The sequence below is a fragment of the Stenotrophomonas sp. B2 genome (assembly GCF_014947095.1).
In the GTDB taxonomy this organism is placed as follows: domain Bacteria; phylum Pseudomonadota; class Gammaproteobacteria; order Xanthomonadales; family Xanthomonadaceae; genus Stenotrophomonas; species Stenotrophomonas maltophilia_P.
Genome location: NZ_JADCQA010000011.1, coordinates 20,206 through 37,115, shown reverse-complemented (window position 1 = coordinate 37,115; position 16,910 = coordinate 20,206). Strand labels below are relative to the sequence as shown.

General features: G+C 68.2%; 18 protein-coding genes. All 18 read left to right on the top strand.

Annotation, left to right across the window (positions count from 1 at the left end; translation table 11 throughout):
- Nucleotides 1–116: 116 nt before the first annotated feature.
- The 18 genes from rpoN to IMX13_RS13675 all read left to right on the top strand — a co-directional run bounded on the left by rpoN (nucleotide 117) and on the right by IMX13_RS13675 (nucleotide 16,906).
- On the top strand, nucleotides 117–1,526 hold the full coding sequence (gene rpoN, locus IMX13_RS13760; protein WP_193396549.1) for an RNA polymerase factor sigma-54: 1,410 nt from the start codon (nucleotides 117–119) through the stop codon (nucleotides 1,524–1,526).
- Between the two features lie 14 nt (nucleotides 1,527–1,540).
- Nucleotides 1,541–1,918, top strand: a complete 378-nt coding sequence (locus IMX13_RS13755; protein WP_053519591.1) for a response regulator transcription factor — start codon at nucleotides 1,541–1,543, stop codon at nucleotides 1,916–1,918.
- The gene (locus IMX13_RS13750) at nucleotides 1,915–3,420 is read left to right on the top strand and encodes a sigma-54 dependent transcriptional regulator (RefSeq protein WP_193396548.1); all 1,506 of its coding nucleotides are present in this window, start codon (nucleotides 1,915–1,917) and stop codon (nucleotides 3,418–3,420) included. Before IMX13_RS13755 ends, IMX13_RS13750 begins: the two co-directional genes overlap by 4 nt.
- Nucleotides 3,421–3,679: 259 nt before the next feature.
- Complete coding sequence (fliE, locus tag IMX13_RS13745) at nucleotides 3,680–4,045, top strand: flagellar hook-basal body complex protein FliE (protein WP_053519593.1); 366 nt, start codon at nucleotides 3,680–3,682, stop codon at nucleotides 4,043–4,045.
- Between the two features lie 12 nt (nucleotides 4,046–4,057).
- Nucleotides 4,058–5,704 carry a flagellar basal-body MS-ring/collar protein FliF gene (gene fliF, locus IMX13_RS13740; protein ID WP_193396547.1) on the top strand — a complete coding sequence of 549 codons (1,647 nt, stop codon included), beginning with the start codon at nucleotides 4,058–4,060 and terminating at the stop codon, nucleotides 5,702–5,704.
- A 7-nt stretch (nucleotides 5,705–5,711) separates the two neighbouring features.
- On the top strand, nucleotides 5,712–6,698 hold the full coding sequence (gene fliG, locus IMX13_RS13735) for a flagellar motor switch protein FliG (RefSeq protein WP_053519595.1): 987 nt from the start codon (nucleotides 5,712–5,714) through the stop codon (nucleotides 6,696–6,698).
- The gene (locus IMX13_RS13730) at nucleotides 6,695–7,336 is read left to right on the top strand and encodes a FliH/SctL family protein (RefSeq protein WP_053519596.1); all 642 of its coding nucleotides are present in this window, start codon (nucleotides 6,695–6,697) and stop codon (nucleotides 7,334–7,336) included. Before fliG ends, IMX13_RS13730 begins: the two co-directional genes overlap by 4 nt.
- Complete coding sequence (locus IMX13_RS13725) at nucleotides 7,333–8,718, top strand: FliI/YscN family ATPase (protein ID WP_053519597.1); 1,386 nt, start codon at nucleotides 7,333–7,335, stop codon at nucleotides 8,716–8,718. The genes IMX13_RS13730 and IMX13_RS13725 overlap by 4 nt, the downstream gene beginning before the upstream one ends.
- Before the next feature lie 3 nt (nucleotides 8,719–8,721).
- The gene (gene fliJ / locus IMX13_RS13720; protein ID WP_065183030.1) at nucleotides 8,722–9,189 is read left to right on the top strand and encodes a flagellar export protein FliJ; all 468 of its coding nucleotides are present in this window, start codon (nucleotides 8,722–8,724) and stop codon (nucleotides 9,187–9,189) included.
- Nucleotides 9,186–10,277: a flagellar hook-length control protein FliK gene (locus IMX13_RS13715; protein WP_193396546.1), complete on the top strand. Its 1,092-nt coding sequence runs from the start codon at nucleotides 9,186–9,188 to the stop codon at nucleotides 10,275–10,277. The genes fliJ and IMX13_RS13715 overlap by 4 nt, the downstream gene beginning before the upstream one ends.
- A gap of 111 nt (nucleotides 10,278–10,388) precedes the next feature.
- Nucleotides 10,389–10,907 carry a flagellar basal body-associated FliL family protein gene (locus IMX13_RS13710; protein WP_193396545.1) on the top strand — a complete coding sequence of 173 codons (519 nt, stop codon included), beginning with the start codon at nucleotides 10,389–10,391 and terminating at the stop codon, nucleotides 10,905–10,907.
- A gap of 10 nt (nucleotides 10,908–10,917) precedes the next feature.
- On the top strand, nucleotides 10,918–11,922 hold the full coding sequence (fliM, locus tag IMX13_RS13705; protein WP_065176161.1) for a flagellar motor switch protein FliM: 1,005 nt from the start codon (nucleotides 10,918–10,920) through the stop codon (nucleotides 11,920–11,922).
- Nucleotides 11,919–12,254: a flagellar motor switch protein FliN gene (gene fliN / locus IMX13_RS13700; protein ID WP_053519602.1), complete on the top strand. Its 336-nt coding sequence runs from the start codon at nucleotides 11,919–11,921 to the stop codon at nucleotides 12,252–12,254. Before fliM ends, fliN begins: the two co-directional genes overlap by 4 nt.
- Nucleotides 12,251–12,658: a flagellar biosynthetic protein FliO gene (fliO, locus tag IMX13_RS13695; protein ID WP_053519603.1), complete on the top strand. Its 408-nt coding sequence runs from the start codon at nucleotides 12,251–12,253 to the stop codon at nucleotides 12,656–12,658. Before fliN ends, fliO begins: the two co-directional genes overlap by 4 nt.
- A gap of 1 nt (nucleotide 12,659) precedes the next feature.
- The gene (fliP, locus tag IMX13_RS13690; protein ID WP_053519604.1) at nucleotides 12,660–13,442 is read left to right on the top strand and encodes a flagellar type III secretion system pore protein FliP; all 783 of its coding nucleotides are present in this window, start codon (nucleotides 12,660–12,662) and stop codon (nucleotides 13,440–13,442) included.
- A 93-nt stretch (nucleotides 13,443–13,535) separates the two neighbouring features.
- A complete protein-coding gene (locus IMX13_RS13685) occupies nucleotides 13,536–13,805 on the top strand; it encodes a flagellar biosynthetic protein FliQ (RefSeq protein WP_053519605.1) in 270 nt (89 codons plus the stop codon).
- Between the two features lie 13 nt (nucleotides 13,806–13,818).
- Nucleotides 13,819–14,610 (top strand): flagellar biosynthetic protein FliR, encoded by a 792-nt coding sequence (gene fliR, locus IMX13_RS13680; RefSeq protein ID WP_053519606.1) that lies wholly within the window; start codon nucleotides 13,819–13,821, stop codon nucleotides 14,608–14,610.
- Between the two features lie 163 nt (nucleotides 14,611–14,773).
- Entirely contained in the window at nucleotides 14,774–16,906 is a 2,133-nt protein-coding gene (locus tag IMX13_RS13675; protein WP_111186092.1) for a bifunctional diguanylate cyclase/phosphodiesterase, read from the top strand.
- Nucleotides 16,907–16,910 lie beyond the last annotated feature (4 nt).

Sequence of the window (16,910 nt, the reverse complement as noted above, 5' to 3'; positions counted from 1 at the left end):
CTACACGCTGTCGGGTAATTCACTAACCACCTCAGGAACCCCCTGATTCCGGACCCGCCGGATCAGAAGCAAGATGCGTTCCACAAGGCGTCGGGGAGCGGCGCCGGGGAACCACGATGAAGGCTGCACTCTCGGCCCAGCTGGGCCAACAACTTCACCTCACCCCGCAGCTGCTGCAGTCGATCCGGCTGCTGCAGCTGGACGGACTGCATCTGGAACAGGAAATCCAACGCCTGCTCGACTCCAACCCGATGCTGGACATCGAGGATGCCGAAGCACCTGCACCCGAACCCGGCGACGCCGGCGCCACCACGCTGGAAACCGCGGCGTTCGACGAGCTGCCGGAATCCTCGATGTGGGACGTTGCCGGCGCCAGCTGGCAGGACGGCGACGACGACCGGATGGCACGCATCGCGGCGGGCGAATCGAGTGATCCGCAGCTGCGCGTGCTGCAGCGGCTGGCACTGGACCTGGACGACCGCGAGCTGGCGGTCGCCGCCTTCTGGCTCGAGCATTGCGATGACGCCGGCTATCTGCAGGCACCGCTGGCACAGCTGCAACTGCTGGCCAGCGCCCAGTTCGACATCGCCGCCGATGGTGTCGAAGCGGTCCGCCAGCGCCTGCTGCATGGCGAGCCCGCCGGCATGGCCGCGCGGGACCTTCGCGAAAGCCTGCAGGCCCAGCTGCGCAGCCTGGACGGCGTGGTTCCTGCGCGGCATCTGGCTACCCGCATCCTTGCGGGCGCGCTCGAGCCGCTGGCCGCGCACGACTACCCCGCCCTCGCCCGCCTGCATGACGCCGAGATCGGTGACGTGCGCGAAGCAGTGCGACTGATCCTCTCGCTGCAACCCCGCCCGGGTGACAACCTGCTGCCGGAACGCAATGCCGTGGTGGTACCGGACGTGGTCGCCTGGCACGCCGACGGCCAGTGGAAAGTGGCCCTGAATCCGGCGACCAGCCGCCGCGTATCGATCAACACGCAGTACGAACAGGCGCTGGCCGACAGCAACGAGGCTGCACCGGCGCTGCGCGAGATGCTGCAGGAAGCGCGCTGGTTCAGCCGTGGCCTGTCGATGCGCTATGACACCCTGCTGCGTACCGCGCGGGTGATCGTCGAGCGCCAGGCTGCGTTCCTGGTCCGGGGCGAGGAAGCGATGGCGCCGCTGACCCTGAAGGAAGTGGCCGAGGAGATCGGCATGCACGAGTCCACCGTCTCGCGCATCACCACCGGCAAGTACCTGCAGACCCCGCGTGGCACCTTCGAGCTGAAGCACTTCTTCGCGGTGCGCCTGGAAGGCGCCAGCGTCTCCGGCCAAGCGGTGAAGGCCATGGTGCGCCGCCTGATCGATGCCGAGCCGGCCGGTCGGCCGCTGGCCGATGAGGCCATCGCCGCCCTGCTTTCGCGCCAGGGGGTGAACATTGCCCGCCGAACCGTCGCAAAATACCGAGAACAACTGGATATCGCCCCGGCCCGCGAACGGCGCCGGCTCAGCGCCAGGCAACCGCAGCTGGCCCGGGTGGGCTGAAAAGGATGTTGGACATGAACACGCTCACGGTCCTGCTGGTCGACGACCACGAAGGTTTCATCAACGCAGCGATGCGCCATTTCCGCAAGATCGACTGGCTGCAGATCGTCGGCAGTGCCGGCAACGGCCTGGAAGCGATCGAGCGTTCGGAGACGCTGCGCCCGCAGGTGGTGCTGATGGACCTGGCGATGCCGGAAATGGGCGGCCTGCAGGCGACCCGCCTGATCAAGTCGCAGGATGACGCCCCGTACATCGTCATCGCCAGCCACTTCGATGACGCCGAGCACCGCGAGCATGCACTGCGCGCCGGCGCCGACAATTTCGTCAGCAAGCTGTCCTACATCCAGGAAGTGATGCCGATCCTGGAAGGCCTCAGGGAGGATCGATCGTGAGCGAGTCGCGCATCCTGGTGCTGGACAACGACGCCGTGCGTGCCGAACGCACCGTTGCCCTGCTGGAATTCATGGACTTCAATCCGCGCTGGGTTTCCGACGCGGCAGACTTCGACCTGGGCCGGCAGCGCCAGAGCGACTGGATGGCGGTGATCGTCGGCAGCCTCGACGACAGCGCCGCCAGCACCGCCCTCTACGCATGGCTGGGCGGCAGCAGCCTGCCGCCGCCGGTGCTGCTGGCCGATGGCGAGGCCAGTGCCTTCGCCCACCGCCACGGCCTGCATGAAGCCAACATCTGGCCGTTGGAGACGCCGCTGCGCCATGCGCAGATGGAAGCCCTGCTGCGCCGTGCCAGCCTCAAGCGCCTGGATGCCGAGCACCAGGCGGGCGCCGTGCAGGAGCAGGGACCCACCGGCAATGGTGCCGCTGTGAGCGCGCTGCGCACGATGATCGACCAGGTCGCGGCATTCGACACCACCGTACTGGTGCTGGGCGAGTCGGGCACCGGCAAGGAAGTGGTCTCGCGCGCCATCCACCAGCGCTCGCCGCGCCGCGACGGGCCATTCGTGGCGATCAACTGTGGCGCCATTCCAGCCGACCTGCTCGAGAGCGAACTGTTCGGCCACGAGAAGGGTGCCTTTACCGGCGCGCTGACCGCGCGCAAGGGCCGCTTCGAAATGGCGGAGGGCGGCACCCTGCTGCTGGATGAGATCGGCGACATGAGCCTGCCGATGCAGGTCAAGCTGCTGCGCGTGCTGCAGGAGCGCAGCTTCGAGCGTGTCGGCGGCAACCAGACCATCCGCTGCAACGTGCGGGTGATCGCAGCGACCCACCGCGATCTGGAGAGCCGGATCGCCGACGGCAAGTTCCGCGAAGACCTGTTCTACCGCCTCAATGTGTTCCCGATCGACGTGCCGGCCCTGCGCGAACGGCGCGAGGATCTGCCAGCACTGGTGGAAACCATTGCCGCGCAGCTGGCGCGCACCGGCCGCGGCGAAGTCCGTTTCACTGCCGAAGCCCTGCAGGCGCTGGCGGGCTACGAATGGCCAGGCAACGTACGCGAGCTGAACAATCTGGTCGAACGCCTGGCGGTGCTGCATCCGGGTGGTTCGGTCCGCGTGCAGGACCTTCCCGCGCGCTACCGGGGCGACGCCCTGCTGGCCCCCGTCAGCACCCCGGCAGCGGTACCGGCAGCACCCAGCGAAGAGCGATTGGACCTGCGCAGCTTCTCCTTCCACACCCCCGGCAGCGGCGGCCAGCCGTCGCTGGAGCACGGCATCGCGGTCAACCGCGCTGCGGCTGCCACTGCCCTGCCCGACGACGGCCTGGACCTGCGCAACCACATGGCCAGCATCGAGCTGGGCCTGATCAATGAAGCGCTGGAGCGGACGCAGGGGGTGGTCGCCCACGCCGCGCAGCTGCTGGGCCTGCGCCGCACCACCCTGGTGGAAAAACTGCGCAAGTACGGCATCGAACGCGAGCAGGCCGAACTGGCCAGCTGAGCGTGATCGCCAGCATGAAGGGGGCACGGACGCCTGGGCTTGCCCGGGCGTTCGTGTATCCGGCGGCCGCCGGCAAGGCCAAAAAACCGACGCCGGTTCACTGACACCGGCAGATGACGACAGCGTATCGGCACGCCAGCTCGCCCGTCCTCCGCCGAACGCAAACTTCCGTCACGTTTCTGAACCACTCAGGCGTTCCGGCACGGCACTTGCAGTGATCCCTGCAGATTCCCCATCCCTGTTCCTGGAACCGTTGCAGATGTCCCACTCCGTCACTTCGATCCTTTCGCAGATCCGCACCTACCAGTCCCAGATGGGACAGCCGGTGCTCAATCCGCTGGCTGAAGCGCCGCGCAGCAATGCCCTTCCTGGTGCGGTGCTGGATGCGCCGCAGGTGCAGCCGGCCAGCTTCACCGAGACCCTGCGCGGTGCGATTGCCGGCGTCAACAATGCGCAGCAGACGTCCGGCGCGCTGGCCAAGGCGTTCGAGATGGGCGAACCCGGCGCCGACCTGGCCAAGGTGATGGTCGCCTCGCAGCAATCCCAGATCGCCTTCCGCGCCACCGTGGAAGTCCGCAACCGTCTCGTCCAGGCCTACCAGGACGTGATGAACATGCCGCTGTAAGGAACTTGACGCATGGCACTGACGCTTTCAAAGGACAGCCTGAACGCCGAGAAGGCGGGGCAATGGTTCGACCGCCTGCAGAGCCTGCAGATCACCCGTCGGCTGGGGCTGATGGCGATGATCGCAGTGGCGGTGGCGGCGGGCCTGTTCGTGTTCTTCTGGTCGCAGAAGCCCGGCATGGTTCCGCTGTATACCGGCCTGGACCAGAAGGCCACCGCTGAAGCGACCGACCTGCTGCGTGCAGCGCAGATCCCGTTTGCCCTGGACCCGGCAACCGGTGGCATCACCGTGCCGGAGAAGAACCTGCATGACGCCCGCCTGAAGCTGGCCGGCTCCGGCCTGACCGACAGCGGCAAGCTGGGTTTCGAGCTGATGGAGCGCGACCCGGGCTTTGGTGTCAGCCAGTTCGTGGAAAGCGCGCGCTACCAGCACGCGCTGGAGACCGAACTGTCGCGCACCATCAACACGCTGCGACCGGTGCGTGATTCACGCGTACACCTGGCCATCCCCAAGCCCAGCGCCTTCACCCGCCAGCGCGACGTCGCCAGTGCTTCGGTAACCCTGGAACTGCGCGGTGGCCAGCAGCTGGAACGCAGCCAGGTGGATGCGATCGTGCACATGGTCGCCGCCAGCATTCCGGACCTGTCGCCGGAACGGGTGACCGTGGTCGACCAGAGCGGGCGCATGCTCAGCATCAGCGACCCGAACAGCGAAGCGGCGGTCAACGCCGCCCAGTTCGAGCAGGTCCGCCGGCAGGAGACCTCCTTCAACCAGCGCATCCGCGAGTTGCTGGAACCGATGACCGGCCCGGGCCGCGTCAATCCGGAAGTCAGCGTGGACATGGACTTCTCGGTCACCGAGGAAGCGCGTGAGCTGTACAACGGCGAGCCGGCCAAGCTGCGCAGCGAACAGATGAGCGAGAACACCACCAGCACGCCCGGACCGCAGGGTGTGCCTGGCGCAACCAGCAACACGCCTCCGGGCCAGACTGCGCCGCCACAGACCGCGCAGACGCCGAGCGAAAGCAGCAAGAACGCCACGCGCAACTACGAGCTGGACCGCACGCTGCAGCACACCCGCCAGCCGGCCGGCCGCATCAAGCGCGTGTCGGTGGCGGTGCTGGTGGACAACGTGCCGCGCCCCGGCGCCAATGGCGCACTTACCCCGCAGCCGCTGTCGGCCGCCGAACTGACCCGCGTCGAGGCGCTGGTCAAGCAGGCCGTCGGCTTCAGCGCCGAACGCGGCGATACGGTCTCGGTGATGAATGCCCCGTTCGTGCGCGAGACCACACCGGTGGAAGGCCCGGCCTGGTGGGAACTGCCGTGGGTGCACGATGCCGGCCGCATGCTGCTGGGGGCCGTGGTGGTGCTGGCGCTGCTGTTCGGCGTACTGCGTCCGGCGCTGCGTGCCATCACCGGCCAGGCGAAGAAGCACGACCCGCTGGCACTGGAACCGCATACCGCTGACGTGCAGCTGGTCGATGACGATGGCAGCCCGCTGCCGGCCCTGGGTGCCGAGCGCGCTGGCCTGGGTGGACCGGAGGCGCTGGCCCTGCCGGTGGACTCCTACGAGGAACGACTGCGGATGGCCCGTGAAGCCGTGAAGACCGACTCCAAGCGCGTGGCCCAGGTGGTCAAGGGTTGGGTGGCCAATGACTGAGGTACCGCTGACCGGAGTGCAGCGCGCCGCCGTGCTGCTGCTGTCGCTGGGTGAACTGGACGCGGCCGAAGTGCTGCGTCACATGGAACCCAAGGAAGTCCAGAAGATCGGCATCGCGATGGCCACCATGTCCGACATCACCCGCGAACAGGTGGAACGGGTGATGGACCAGTTCGGCCAGGAGCTGGGCTCCAAGACCTCGCTGGGCGTGGGGTCGGACGACTACATCCGCAACATGCTGGTGCAGGCACTGGGCAGCGAAAAGGCCGGCAACCTGATAGATCGCATCCTGCTGGGCCGCAACACCACCGGCCTGGATGCGCTGAAGTGGATGGATCCGCGTGCGGTCGCCGACCTGGTCCGCAACGAGCACCCGCAGATCATCGCCATCGTCATGGCCCACCTGGAAACCGACCAGGCCGCCGATGCGCTGAAACTGCTGCCCGACCGCACCCGCGTGGACGTGCTGCTGCGCATCGCCACCCTCGATGGCATTCCGCCGAACGCACTCAATGAACTCAACGAGATCATGGAGCGCCAGTTCGCCGGCAACCAGAACCTGAAGTCATCCAACATCGGCGGCGTGCAGTGCGCGGCCAACATCCTCAACTTCATGGACAGCGGCCAGGACCAGGCGATCCTGGGCGAGATCGCACGCATCGACGCGCCGTTGAGTGGCCGCATCCAGGACCTGATGTTCGTGTTCGACGACCTGGTCGATCTGGACGACCGCGAGATGCAGCTGGTGCTGCGCGAAGTCAGCGGCGAGCGGCTGGGACTGGCCCTGCGCGGCGCCGACATCAAGGTCCGCGACAAGATCACCCGCAACATGTCCCAGCGTGCCGCCGAGATCCTGCTGGAGGACATGGAGGCCCGTGGGCCGGTGCGTCTGTCCGACGTGGAAGGCGCGCAGCGCGAGATCCTGGCCATCGTCAAGCGCATGGCCGATGAAGGCACCATCACCATCGGCGGCAGCGCGGAGGCCATGCTGTGAGCACGGTCGTGCGCTGGCTCGCCCCCGACCTGCTGGCCCAGCCGGAACCCGTGCTGGAACAGGAGGACGCGTCCGGGCATGCCGGGCCGGACCCGGAGCACGAGCCGGAACCGCCGCTGCAGTTGCCGACGCTGGAAGAGATACAGGCCATCCAGGACAGTGCCGAGAAGGAAGGCTTCCAGCACGGCCATGCGGAGGGCTATGGCCAGGGCCAGGCCGAGGTGCGCCGGCTTGCCGCGCAGATCGAGGGCATCCTGGACAACTTCAGCCGCCCGCTGGTCCGCCTGGAGAACGAGGTGGTCGGTGCGCTGGGAGAGCTGGCGGTCCGCATCGCCGGTGCCCTGGTCGGTCGCGCCTACGAGGCCGAACCGGCGCTGCTGGCACAGCTGGTCGGCGAAGCCATCGATGCGGTCGGCGGCAGCACGCGCGAAGTGGAAGTGCGCCTGCACCCGGACGACATCGCTGCCCTCGCCCCCTTGCTCACCCTGCCACCGCAGCAGCGGCTGGTTGCCGACACCAGCCTCAGCCGCGGCGACCTGCGCGTGCATGCCGAGGCCGTGCGCATCGACGGCACTCTCGAAGCCCGCCTGCGTGGCGCGCTGGACGCAGTGATCCGCCAGACCGGAGCGAACGCATGACGGCCGAAACGCCACTGCCGCCGCCTGCGGCCGACTGGGCCCTGGCCCGCAATCTACGGTTGGCCCGTCGCCTGGACGGGCTGCGCGTGGACACCGCACACGGCCGTGGCCTGATCCGCGAAGGCGTGCTGCGCCGCGCGGTCGGGCTGACCCTGGAAGCGGTCGGCTGCGAAGCACCGCTGGGGGCCAGCTGCAAGGTCGAAGTGGTCGACGGTGGCTGGGTGGATGCCGAAGTGGTCGGCTTCGCCGGTGAGCGCACCTACCTGATGCCCAGCGCCGAACTGCATGGCCTGTTGCCCAACGCGCGGGTCGTGCCATCGGCACGGCGCGGCGGCGTGGAAGTGGGCGAAGGCCTGCTCGGCCGGGTGATCGACAGCGATGGCGTGCCGCTGGACGGCAAGGGCCCGATCCGTGCCGAAGGCCACGTCGGCATGGCCGGTGTGTCGATCAATCCACTCGCGCGCGAGCCGATCACCCAGCCACTGGATGTGGGCGTGCGCGCCATCAACGCACTGCTGCCGATCGGCCGTGGCCAGCGTGTCGGCCTGTTCGCCGGCTCCGGCGTCGGCAAATCGACACTGCTGGGCATGATGACCCGCTACACCGCTGCCGACGTCATCGTGGTCGGGCTGATCGGCGAACGCGGCCGCGAAGTGCGCGATTTCGTCGAAACCACGCTGGGCGAGGAAGGCCTGCGCCGCGCGGTGGTGGTCGCCAGCCCGGCCGACCGGCCACCGCTGGCGCGCCTGCATGGCGCCTACCGTGCAACCGCCATTGCCGAATGGTTCCGCGACCAGGGCCTGAACGTCCTGCTGCTGATGGACTCGCTGACCCGCTTCGCGCAGGCACAGCGCGAGATCGGCCTGTCGGTGGGCGAACCGCCGACCACGCGCGGCTACCCGCCGTCGGTGTTCGCCAAGCTGCCCGCGCTGGTCGAACGCGCCGGCAACGGCGCCAAGGGGCGCGGCTCCATCACCGCGTTCTACACCGTACTGACCGAAGGCGACGATCCGCAGGATCCGATCGCAGACGCCGCACGCGCGATCCTCGACGGCCACATCCTGCTGTCGCGCCGGGTCGCGGACAGCGGCCTGTACCCGGCCATCGACGTGGAATCGTCCGTCAGCCGCGTGGTCACGGAAATCGCCGACGAACCGTGGCGCCTGCGCATCCGCAAGCTCAAGCGCCTGGTGTCGGCCTACTCGGCCAACCGCGACCTGATCGCCATCGGCGCCTACCAGCGCGGCAACGACGCAGCCACCGACGAAGCCCTGGAACGCTGGCCGGAAATCATGGAATTCCTGGGACAGGACGTGGCCAAGGCCGCGGATCTCCCGCACAGCCAGGCGGCGCTGCAGCGCCTGGTGGAAAACGAGGTGTAAGCGATGAACCAGTCCAAGCGTATCGACCCTCTGCTGAGGCGGGCACAGGAACATGAAGATGCGGTCGCCCGCGACCTGGCCGAGCGCCAGCGCCTTCTCGACACTCACCTGTCGCGTCTGGACGAACTGCGACGTTATGCCGAGGAGTACGCCAACGCACAGATGGCCGCGACCAGTCCCGCCCAGCTGTTGAACCGGCGTGCGTTCCTTGACCGCCTCGACAGTGCGGTGGAGCAACAGCAGCGCACCGTCGACGGCAACCGCGAGAAGGTCGAAGCCGAACGCGCGCGCCTGATCCTGGCCAGCCGCGACAAGGCGGTACTGGAGCAGCTGGCCGCCAGCTATCGCGCACAGGAAAAGGTGGTGACAGACCGCCGCGACCAGCGCGAGATGGATGACATCGGCGCGCGCCGCTCCCGCCTGGCGCAGGCCGAGGACCAGGACGGCGCAGACACCGGAGGCCGTTCGTGACGCCCGCCGCGCTTTCCGGCAGCAGCACGACGGCCACTCCGCCCGGCGTGGGCAGCAGCCCGTCGCGCACGGCACGCAGCGAAGGCGGCAAGGACTTCGGTCAGCTGCTGCAGGGCGGTGCGCCCGTCCCGCCCACGGACAGCCCCGCGCCGACCGGCGTTGCGGCCACCGGCAGCGATGACGCCGCCAGCGTGCGGCCCCCCGCCAGCAAGCAGGCTACGGGCGAGGCCGCTGCGCCACCGGCCGGCAAGGCTGCGACCGACCAGGACGCGACGACGGAAACCGACGAAGCGCCCTGGCCTCCATTCGGTCTGGCCGGGCTGGTGCTGGCCACCCCGCTGCCCGCCGACCCTGCGGCCAGCGTCCCACCGTCCGCAACGGGCACAGCGCCTCCGGCCCTGGCGGCGACCACCGCCCCCCCATCGCCGGTTGCCGCGTCGCCTGCCGCCGTGGTGCAGTCACCCGCCACGGGCGTCGATGGCGAGGACGGCGCACTGTCCCTGCCCGTCCTGCCGACGGGCGACGCCGCGCTGGAGCGCAGCGGTGACACCGACAGCACGTTGCAGGGTGATCGTGCCCCGCCTGCACCCCTGCAGGCGCCCCTGCCCGCCGCACTGCAGGATCTGAAGGCGGCGCTGTCCAGCAACGCGGTCTTCAACGGTGAACCGACGCCGAAGCCGGTGCTTGGCGACGATGGATTCGACCAGGCCATTGGCGCCCGCCTGGGCTGGCTGGCCGACCAGAAGATCGGCCACGCCCACATCCGACTGAGCCCGGACGATCTGGGGCCGGTGGACGTACGCCTGCAGCTCAACGGTGACAAGGTCCACGCCAGTTTCAGCAGCCCGCACGTGGATGTCCGCCAGGCGCTGGAAAGCAGCCTGCCACGCCTGCGAGAACTGCTGGGCGAACAAGGCTTCCAGCTGGCCCACGCCGATGTCGGCCATCAGCCGGGCGGCGGTGGCGCACCTGCCGGCCAGGCCGGGCAGGAGGCAGGTCGGGGTGACGGAGAACCGACGCGGGGTGATGCCAGCCTGCCGGCCACCCCGTTGATCCGCCAGCGTGGCCTGCTGGACGCCTACGCCTGACGTGCGCGACCGACGCAGGCCCTGCCGACGGATTTCCGTCGCACCCTGCTCCCGGTGCATCGGCACACCCCTTGCATATCCCGGTGAAGCAACCCTCAGGAGCTTCACCTCGTGGCCGCAGCCGCTGACAAAACCAAGAAGAACGTCGAAAAGGACAAGGCCCGCACGCCGCGCAGTCCGATCCTGATCACCGCGCTGGTGGCCGTACTGGCTGCCGCTGCCGCCGGTGGCGGCGTGTGGTTCTTCACCCAGTCCACGCAGGAAGAAAAGACCAGCCAGGCGCCGAAGAAGAAGAACGCCACGCCGGCACCGGCGCAGTACTTCGCGCTGGAGCCCGCGTTCGTGGTCAACCTCAATGGTCCCATCGACGGCCCGCGCTACCTGCAGCTGGAAGTGCAGCTGATGACCCGTGATCCGGCCGCGCTGGAGGCGATCAAGACCCACGCCCCGGCCCTGCGTGCACGACTGCTGATGCTGTTCTCGCAGGTCGAGCCGGCACAGATTGCCGATATCGCCGGCAAGAAGAAGCTGCAGGCCAATTCGCTGGCCGAGGTGCAGAAGGTGCTCAAGGCCGAGACCGGCAGCAATGGTGCCGACGATCTGCTGTTCACCAGCTTCGTGACCCAGTAAGGGCCCACCGATGAATGATCTGCTGTCCCAGGATGAGATCGATGCCCTGCTCCACGGCGTGGACAGCGGCGCGGTCGAGACCGACCCGGAGCCGCCCTCCGGCGAAGCCCGTTCATACGACTTCGCCAGCCAGGACCGCATCATCCGCGGCCGCATGCCGACGCTGGAAATGGTCCACGAGCGCTTTGCACGCCTGTGGCGCATCGGCCTGTTCAACCTGATCCGGCGCTCGGCCGAACTGTCGGTGCGCGGCATCGAGCTGATCAAGTTCAACGACTACATGCATTCGCTGTATGTGCCGACCAACCTGAACCTGATCCGTTTCAAGCCACTGCGCGGCACCGGCCTGATCGTGTTCGAGCCGACCCTGGTGTTCGCCATCGTCGACAACTTCTTCGGCGGCGACGGGCGCTACCCCACCCGGATCGAAGGCCGCGAGTTCACCGCCACCGAGATGCGCGTGATCCATCTGCTGCTGAAGCAGACCTTCGCCGACCTGCGCGAAGCGTGGGCACCGGTGATGGACGTGGAATTCGAGTACATCAACTCGGAGATCAACCCGCACTTCGCCAACATCGTGACCCCGCGCGAATACGTGGTGGTGTGCCGCCTGCATGTCGAGCTCGACGGCGGTGGCGGCGACATCCACGTCACCCTGCCGTACTCGATGCTCGAACCGATCCGGGAGCTGCTCGATGCCGGCATCCAGAGCGATCGCAACGACCGCGACGAAAGCTGGGGCCAGACCCTGCGCGAGCAGCTCAACATCGCCGAAGTGACCCTGTCCAGCGTGCTGGCCAGCAAGCGCATGACCCTGCGTGACCTGACCCGGTTGAAGGTCGGCGACATCCTGCCGATCGAGCTGAGCCCGCAGGTGCCGCTGTGCGTGGAGAACATCCCGGTGTTCACCGGCGAATTCGGCATCGCCAACGGCATGAATGCCGTGAAGATCACTGCTACCCATCCGCCGGGCACCCGCCCGCGCGTACCCGTCATCCAGGAAGACCCGCAATGAACGATACCGACGCCCTCGAACCGACTCCGGCCCAGTTCGGCACCCTGCACGCCGACGAGGCCTCCGGGGTCGATCTGAATCTGGACGTGATCCTCGACGTGCCGGTGACCCTGTCGCTGGAAGTCGGCCGCGCCCGCCTGCCGATCCGCAACCTGCTGCAGCTCAACCAGGGTTCGGTGGTGGAGCTGGAGCGTGGCGCCGGTGAATCGCTCGACGTATTCGTCAACGGCACCCTGATCGCACATGGCGAGGTCGTGGTGATCAATGACCGCTTCGGCGTGCGCCTGACCGATGTGGTCAGCCCGAGCGAACGCATCCGGAGACTGCGTTGAGCCTGCTGGCATCCACCCTGCTGGGCGTCGGCAAGGCCGCCGCCCCGGTCGGCCAGCACGCGGCCTCGGCACCGGGCCTGTTCGGCGCGGTGCTGGCGCTGCTGGCCGTGCTGGCCCTGGTGGTCGGCCTGGGCTGGCTGCTCAAGCGCCTGCCCGGCAGCGGCTTCCGCCCGGCCGACGGCATGAAGCTGGTGGCCAGCCTCAGCGTCGGCGCCAAGGAGCGCGTCGTGGTGGTGGAGGTCAATGGCCAACAACTGCTGCTGGGCGTCACCGCCGGCAGCATCAACGCCCTGCACACCCTTTCCGAACCGCTGCCGCCGCCCGCGCCGGTGCGCGTGCCGGACCTGAAGAACCTGCCGAATTTCGCCCAGCTGCTGCAGCAGCGGCTGCGCAAGGACCCCTGACATGCGTGTCATCCGTACCCGTCCAGCTACCCTGATCGCGTGGCTGCTGCTGATTGCCCTGTGCCTGCTGCCCGCGCTCGCCTTTGCCGCGCCGGGCGCTGCTCCGACCACGCCACTGCCGGATGTCAACGTGGGCAGGATCGGTGGCCAGCCGGTCAGCCTGCCGCTGCAGACACTGCTGCTGATGACGGCGATCACCCTGATCCCGTCGATGCTGCTGGTGCTGACCTCGTTCACCCGCATCATCATCGTGCTGGGCCTGCTGCGGCAGGCACTGGGCACCGGCCAGACCCCGTCCAACCAGGTGCTGCTGGGCCTGGCCCTGTTCCTCACCGCGATGGTGATGATGCCGACCTGGGACAAGGCGTGGAGCAGCGGAATGGCGCCCTACCTCAACGGCCAGATCGACTTCCAGACCGCGTGGACGCTGACCACCCAGCCGCTGCGCGGCTTCATGCTGGCGCAGATCCGCGAGACCGACCTGATGACCTTCGCCGGCATCGCCGGGCACGGCACCTACGCCAGCCCGGATGCGATCCCGTTCCCGGTCCTGGTCGCCTCGTTCGTGACCAGCGAACTGAAGACCGCCTTCGAGATCGGTTTCCTGATCTTCATCCCGTTCGTGATCATCGATCTGGTCGTGGCCAGCGTGCTGATGTCGATGGGCATGATGATGCTGTCGCCGATGCTGGTCTCGGCACCCTTCAAGATCCTGCTGTTCGTGCTCGTCGACGGCTGGGTGCTGACGGTGGGAACGCTGGCGGCCAGCTTCAATCCGGCGTGACCCGGACCGGCGTGATTGCAGGGGCCGCCAGCCATTGCCGGCGGCCGCATTGACCACCGCCGGGCAGGACCCGGCGCTACCGATGGAAAGACGATGTCTCCCGAACTTGCCCTGACCGAACTGCGTGGCGGCCTGATTGCCGTACTGTGGGTGGCTGGCCCGCTGCTGCTGACCGTACTGGTAGTAGGTGTGGTGGTCGGTGTCGTGCAGGCCGCGACCCAGCTCAATGAGCCCACCATCGCCTTCGTCGCCAAGGCGGCAGCGTTGACCGCCGTGCTGTTCGCCCTGGGCAGCCTGCTGATCGGCCATCTGGTCGAATACACCACGCTGCTGTTCCAGCGCATTCCGCACCTGATCGGCTAGGACGCGCACCGCGATGGATGCCGCCACCCAGATGGCTGCCGACGGCCTGCAGGCCTTCGGCATGATCGGCACCGTGCTGTGGACGATGCTGCGCATCGGCGCGGTAGCCATGGCCATGCCCATGGTCGGCACCCGTGCGGTGCCGGCGCGGATCCGCGTGGTACTGGCCGGTACCCTCGCCATCGCGCTCGCCCCGCTGCTGCCGCCCGTGCCGGAGTGGACCGGCTTCGATGCGGCCACCGTGCTGACCATCGCCCGTGAGCTGGCCATCGGCGTGGCCATCGGCTTCCTGCTGCGGCTGGTGTTCGAAGCTGGCGCGATGGCCGGCGAACTGGTGGCACAGGGCACCGGCCTGGCGTTCGCGCAGATGAGCGACCCCCTACGCGGCGGCACCTCCGGCGTGATCGGGCAGTGGTTCTACCTGTTGTTCGGCCTGCTGTTCTTCACCGCGAACGGCCACCTCGCGCTGATCTCGCTGGTCGTGGACAGCTACCGGGCACTGCCGATCGGTGCGCCGCTGCCCGATCCGCACGCGTTCTTCAGCATCGCCCCGACGTTCCTGCTGACCGTGCTGCGCGGTGCGTTGACACTGGCCATTCCGTTGACGGTGGCGATGCTGGCGGTGAACCTGGCGTTCGGCGTGCTCGCCCGTGCGGCACCTGCGCTCAATCCGATCCAGCTCGGCCTGCCGGTGTCGCTGCTGCTGGGCCTGTTCCTGCTGGTCCTGCTGGCCGGCGAAATGGGGCCCCCGGTGCAACGACTGTTCGATGCGGCGTTCCAGGCTGCGGACGCGGTCACACACTGACGCTTCCATCACGCTTTGCTGCTTGCCGTCCCCCCGGGGACGCGCGTTAGAGTGAATACGCGGCAACCGGGGGGATGCCGCACCTGGCGGCCGCTTCTGGCTGCCTGCCACATGCATGCCCCACCGTAGTTTCCGTCGACAGGCAGGTCCGGGAGACTGACGAATGCTGGTAGGCACGTACAACGCATGGCTGGTGGCAGTCTCGCTGTTGGTGGCCGTGATGGCTTCCTACACGGCATTGGCGATGGCCGGACGCACGGTCACGGCACCCGGCAGGGGCGCGACCTGGTGGTGGCGGCTCGGTGGCGGCTTCGCGATGGGCCTGGGCATCTGGTCGATGCACTTCATCGGCATGCTGGCCTTCGACCTGCCCATTCCGCTGGGGTACGACCTGCCGATCACCCTGCTGTCGCTCGCCCTGGCCATCGCCTCGTCGGTGTTCGCGCTCTGGCTGGTCTCGCTGCCCACCCTGCCACATCCCCGCCTGGCAGGGGGCGCCTTGCTGATGGGCACCGGCATCGCCGGCATGCATTACGTCGGCATGGCCGCGATGCGCATGCAACCCGGCATCGACTACCACACGGGCTGGCTGCTGCTGTCGCTGCTGGTTGCGGTCGCTGCATCCTGGACCGCCCTCTACGTCGCCTTCCGCCTGCGCGCGCAGCGCACCCGGGTCGGTGACCGGCTGGCCGCCGCCGGCCTGCTCGGTCTGGCCATCGTGGGCATGCACTACACCGGCATGGCCGCCGCACGCTTTCCACAGGGCAGCATCTGCGGCGCTGCAGTGGGCGATGGCCTGCAGAGCACCTGGCTGGCGATGCTGGTGGTGGTGCTGACCGTCGCGATCCTGGCGGTGGTGCTGGTGGTGTCCTGGCTGGACCAGCGGGTGGAAGCGCAGCTGCTGCGCCTTCGCAACGCGATGCTGAGCACCTCGCTGACGGATGCGCAGGAGGAATTGACCCAGGCCGCGCTGCACGACCCCTTGACCCGCCTTCCGAACAGGCTGCTGCTGCAACGGCGCATCGTGCAGTCACTGGCCGAAGCCGAACAGGGCGGCAGCCGCTTCGCGGTGATGTTCATGGACCTGGATGGCTTCAAGCAGGTCAACGATGCCTATGGCCACCAGGCCGGCGATGCCCTGCTGGTGGCCGTCGCCGAGCGCACCCGCCAGCTGCTGCGGCCGAACGACCTGCTGGCGCGGCTCGGCGGCGACGAGTTCGTGCTGGTAGTGCGCATCGACCATGACGAGGACCTGCCGACCCTGGCCCGGCGCATCCTGCAGGCGGTGGGAGGCGGCCCGCTGCTGCCCGACAACGAACTGCAGGTGACTGCCAGCATCGGCATCGCCATCTGCCCCGACCACGCCGCCAGCGAACGCCAGCTGATGGCCTTCGCCGACGCTGCGATGTACCAGGCCAAGGAATCCGGCCGAAACTCCTTTGTCCTGTTTGCGGATTGGATGAACGACAGCGCCGAACAGCAGTTCCGCCTGCTGGCCGACCTGCGCCGGGCGATCGGCAGCGAACAGCTGTTCCTGCACTACCAGCCGAAGATCCGCGTGGCCACCCAGAAGGTCGCCGGCGCCGAGGCGCTGATCCGCTGGCGTCATCCGGAACAGGGCCTGATTCCACCGGATCGCTTCATCCGCCTGGCCGAGCGCAGCGGCGCGATCAACGAGATCGGCCGCTGGGCGCTGGACCAGGCGTGCCTGCAACTGCGGCACTGGCACGACGCCGGCCACGAGGGCTGGTCGATATCGGTCAACCTGTCGCCGGTCCAGTTCAGCTCGCCGCACCTGCTGCGCGATGTGCGCGACGTGATCGAGCGGCATCGCATCACGCCGCGCAACCTGGTGCTGGAGATCACCGAAAGCACCGTGATGCGCGACACCGACACCAGTTTGCGGCTGCTGCAGGCGTTGTCGGTGCTGGGGGTCGGCATCTCCATCGACGATTTCGGCACCGGCTATTCCAGTCTGCTGTACCTCAAGCGCCTGCCGGCCACCGAGATCAAGATCGACCACGCCTTCGTGCGCGATCTCGAACACAGCGCGGAGGACGTGGTGATCGTATCGGCGATCGTGGCGCTGGGCCATGCACTGGACATGGACATTGTTGCCGAGGGCGTGGAAACGGCTGCCCAGCGTGCCTACCTTGAGCGGCTGGGGTGCGATTACCTGCAGGGCTACCTGCTCGGCCGCCCGGTCGATGCGGGCCGTTTCATGCAACTGCACGACCTGCCGCGGCCACGGGTGGAGCTGGCGCAGACCCCGCCCCCACCGGCCCCGCCGGGGTAACGTC

What these genes read in the sequence shown, in the direction of transcription:
- rpoN (WP_193396549.1), top strand. Translation starts at nt 117, where the DNA reads ATGAAGGCTGCACTCTCGGCCCAGCTGGGCCAACAACTTCACCTCACC.
- IMX13_RS13755 (WP_053519591.1), top strand. Translation starts at nt 1,541, where the DNA reads ATGAACACGCTCACGGTCCTGCTGGTCGACGACCACGAAGGTTTCATC.
- fliE (WP_053519593.1), top strand. Translation starts at nt 3,680, where the DNA reads ATGTCCCACTCCGTCACTTCGATCCTTTCGCAGATCCGCACCTACCAG.
- fliF (WP_193396547.1), top strand. Translation starts at nt 4,058, where the DNA reads ATGGCACTGACGCTTTCAAAGGACAGCCTGAACGCCGAGAAGGCGGGG.
- IMX13_RS13725 (WP_053519597.1), top strand. Translation starts at nt 7,333, where the DNA reads ATGACGGCCGAAACGCCACTGCCGCCGCCTGCGGCCGACTGGGCCCTG.
- fliJ (WP_065183030.1), top strand. Translation starts at nt 8,722, where the DNA reads ATGAACCAGTCCAAGCGTATCGACCCTCTGCTGAGGCGGGCACAGGAA.
- fliM (WP_065176161.1), top strand. Translation starts at nt 10,918, where the DNA reads ATGAATGATCTGCTGTCCCAGGATGAGATCGATGCCCTGCTCCACGGC.
- fliN (WP_053519602.1), top strand. Translation starts at nt 11,919, where the DNA reads ATGAACGATACCGACGCCCTCGAACCGACTCCGGCCCAGTTCGGCACC.
- fliP (WP_053519604.1), top strand. Translation starts at nt 12,660, where the DNA reads ATGCGTGTCATCCGTACCCGTCCAGCTACCCTGATCGCGTGGCTGCTG.
- IMX13_RS13685 (WP_053519605.1), top strand. Translation starts at nt 13,536, where the DNA reads ATGTCTCCCGAACTTGCCCTGACCGAACTGCGTGGCGGCCTGATTGCC.
- fliR (WP_053519606.1), top strand. Translation starts at nt 13,819, where the DNA reads ATGGATGCCGCCACCCAGATGGCTGCCGACGGCCTGCAGGCCTTCGGC.
- IMX13_RS13675 (WP_111186092.1), top strand. Translation starts at nt 14,774, where the DNA reads ATGCTGGTAGGCACGTACAACGCATGGCTGGTGGCAGTCTCGCTGTTG.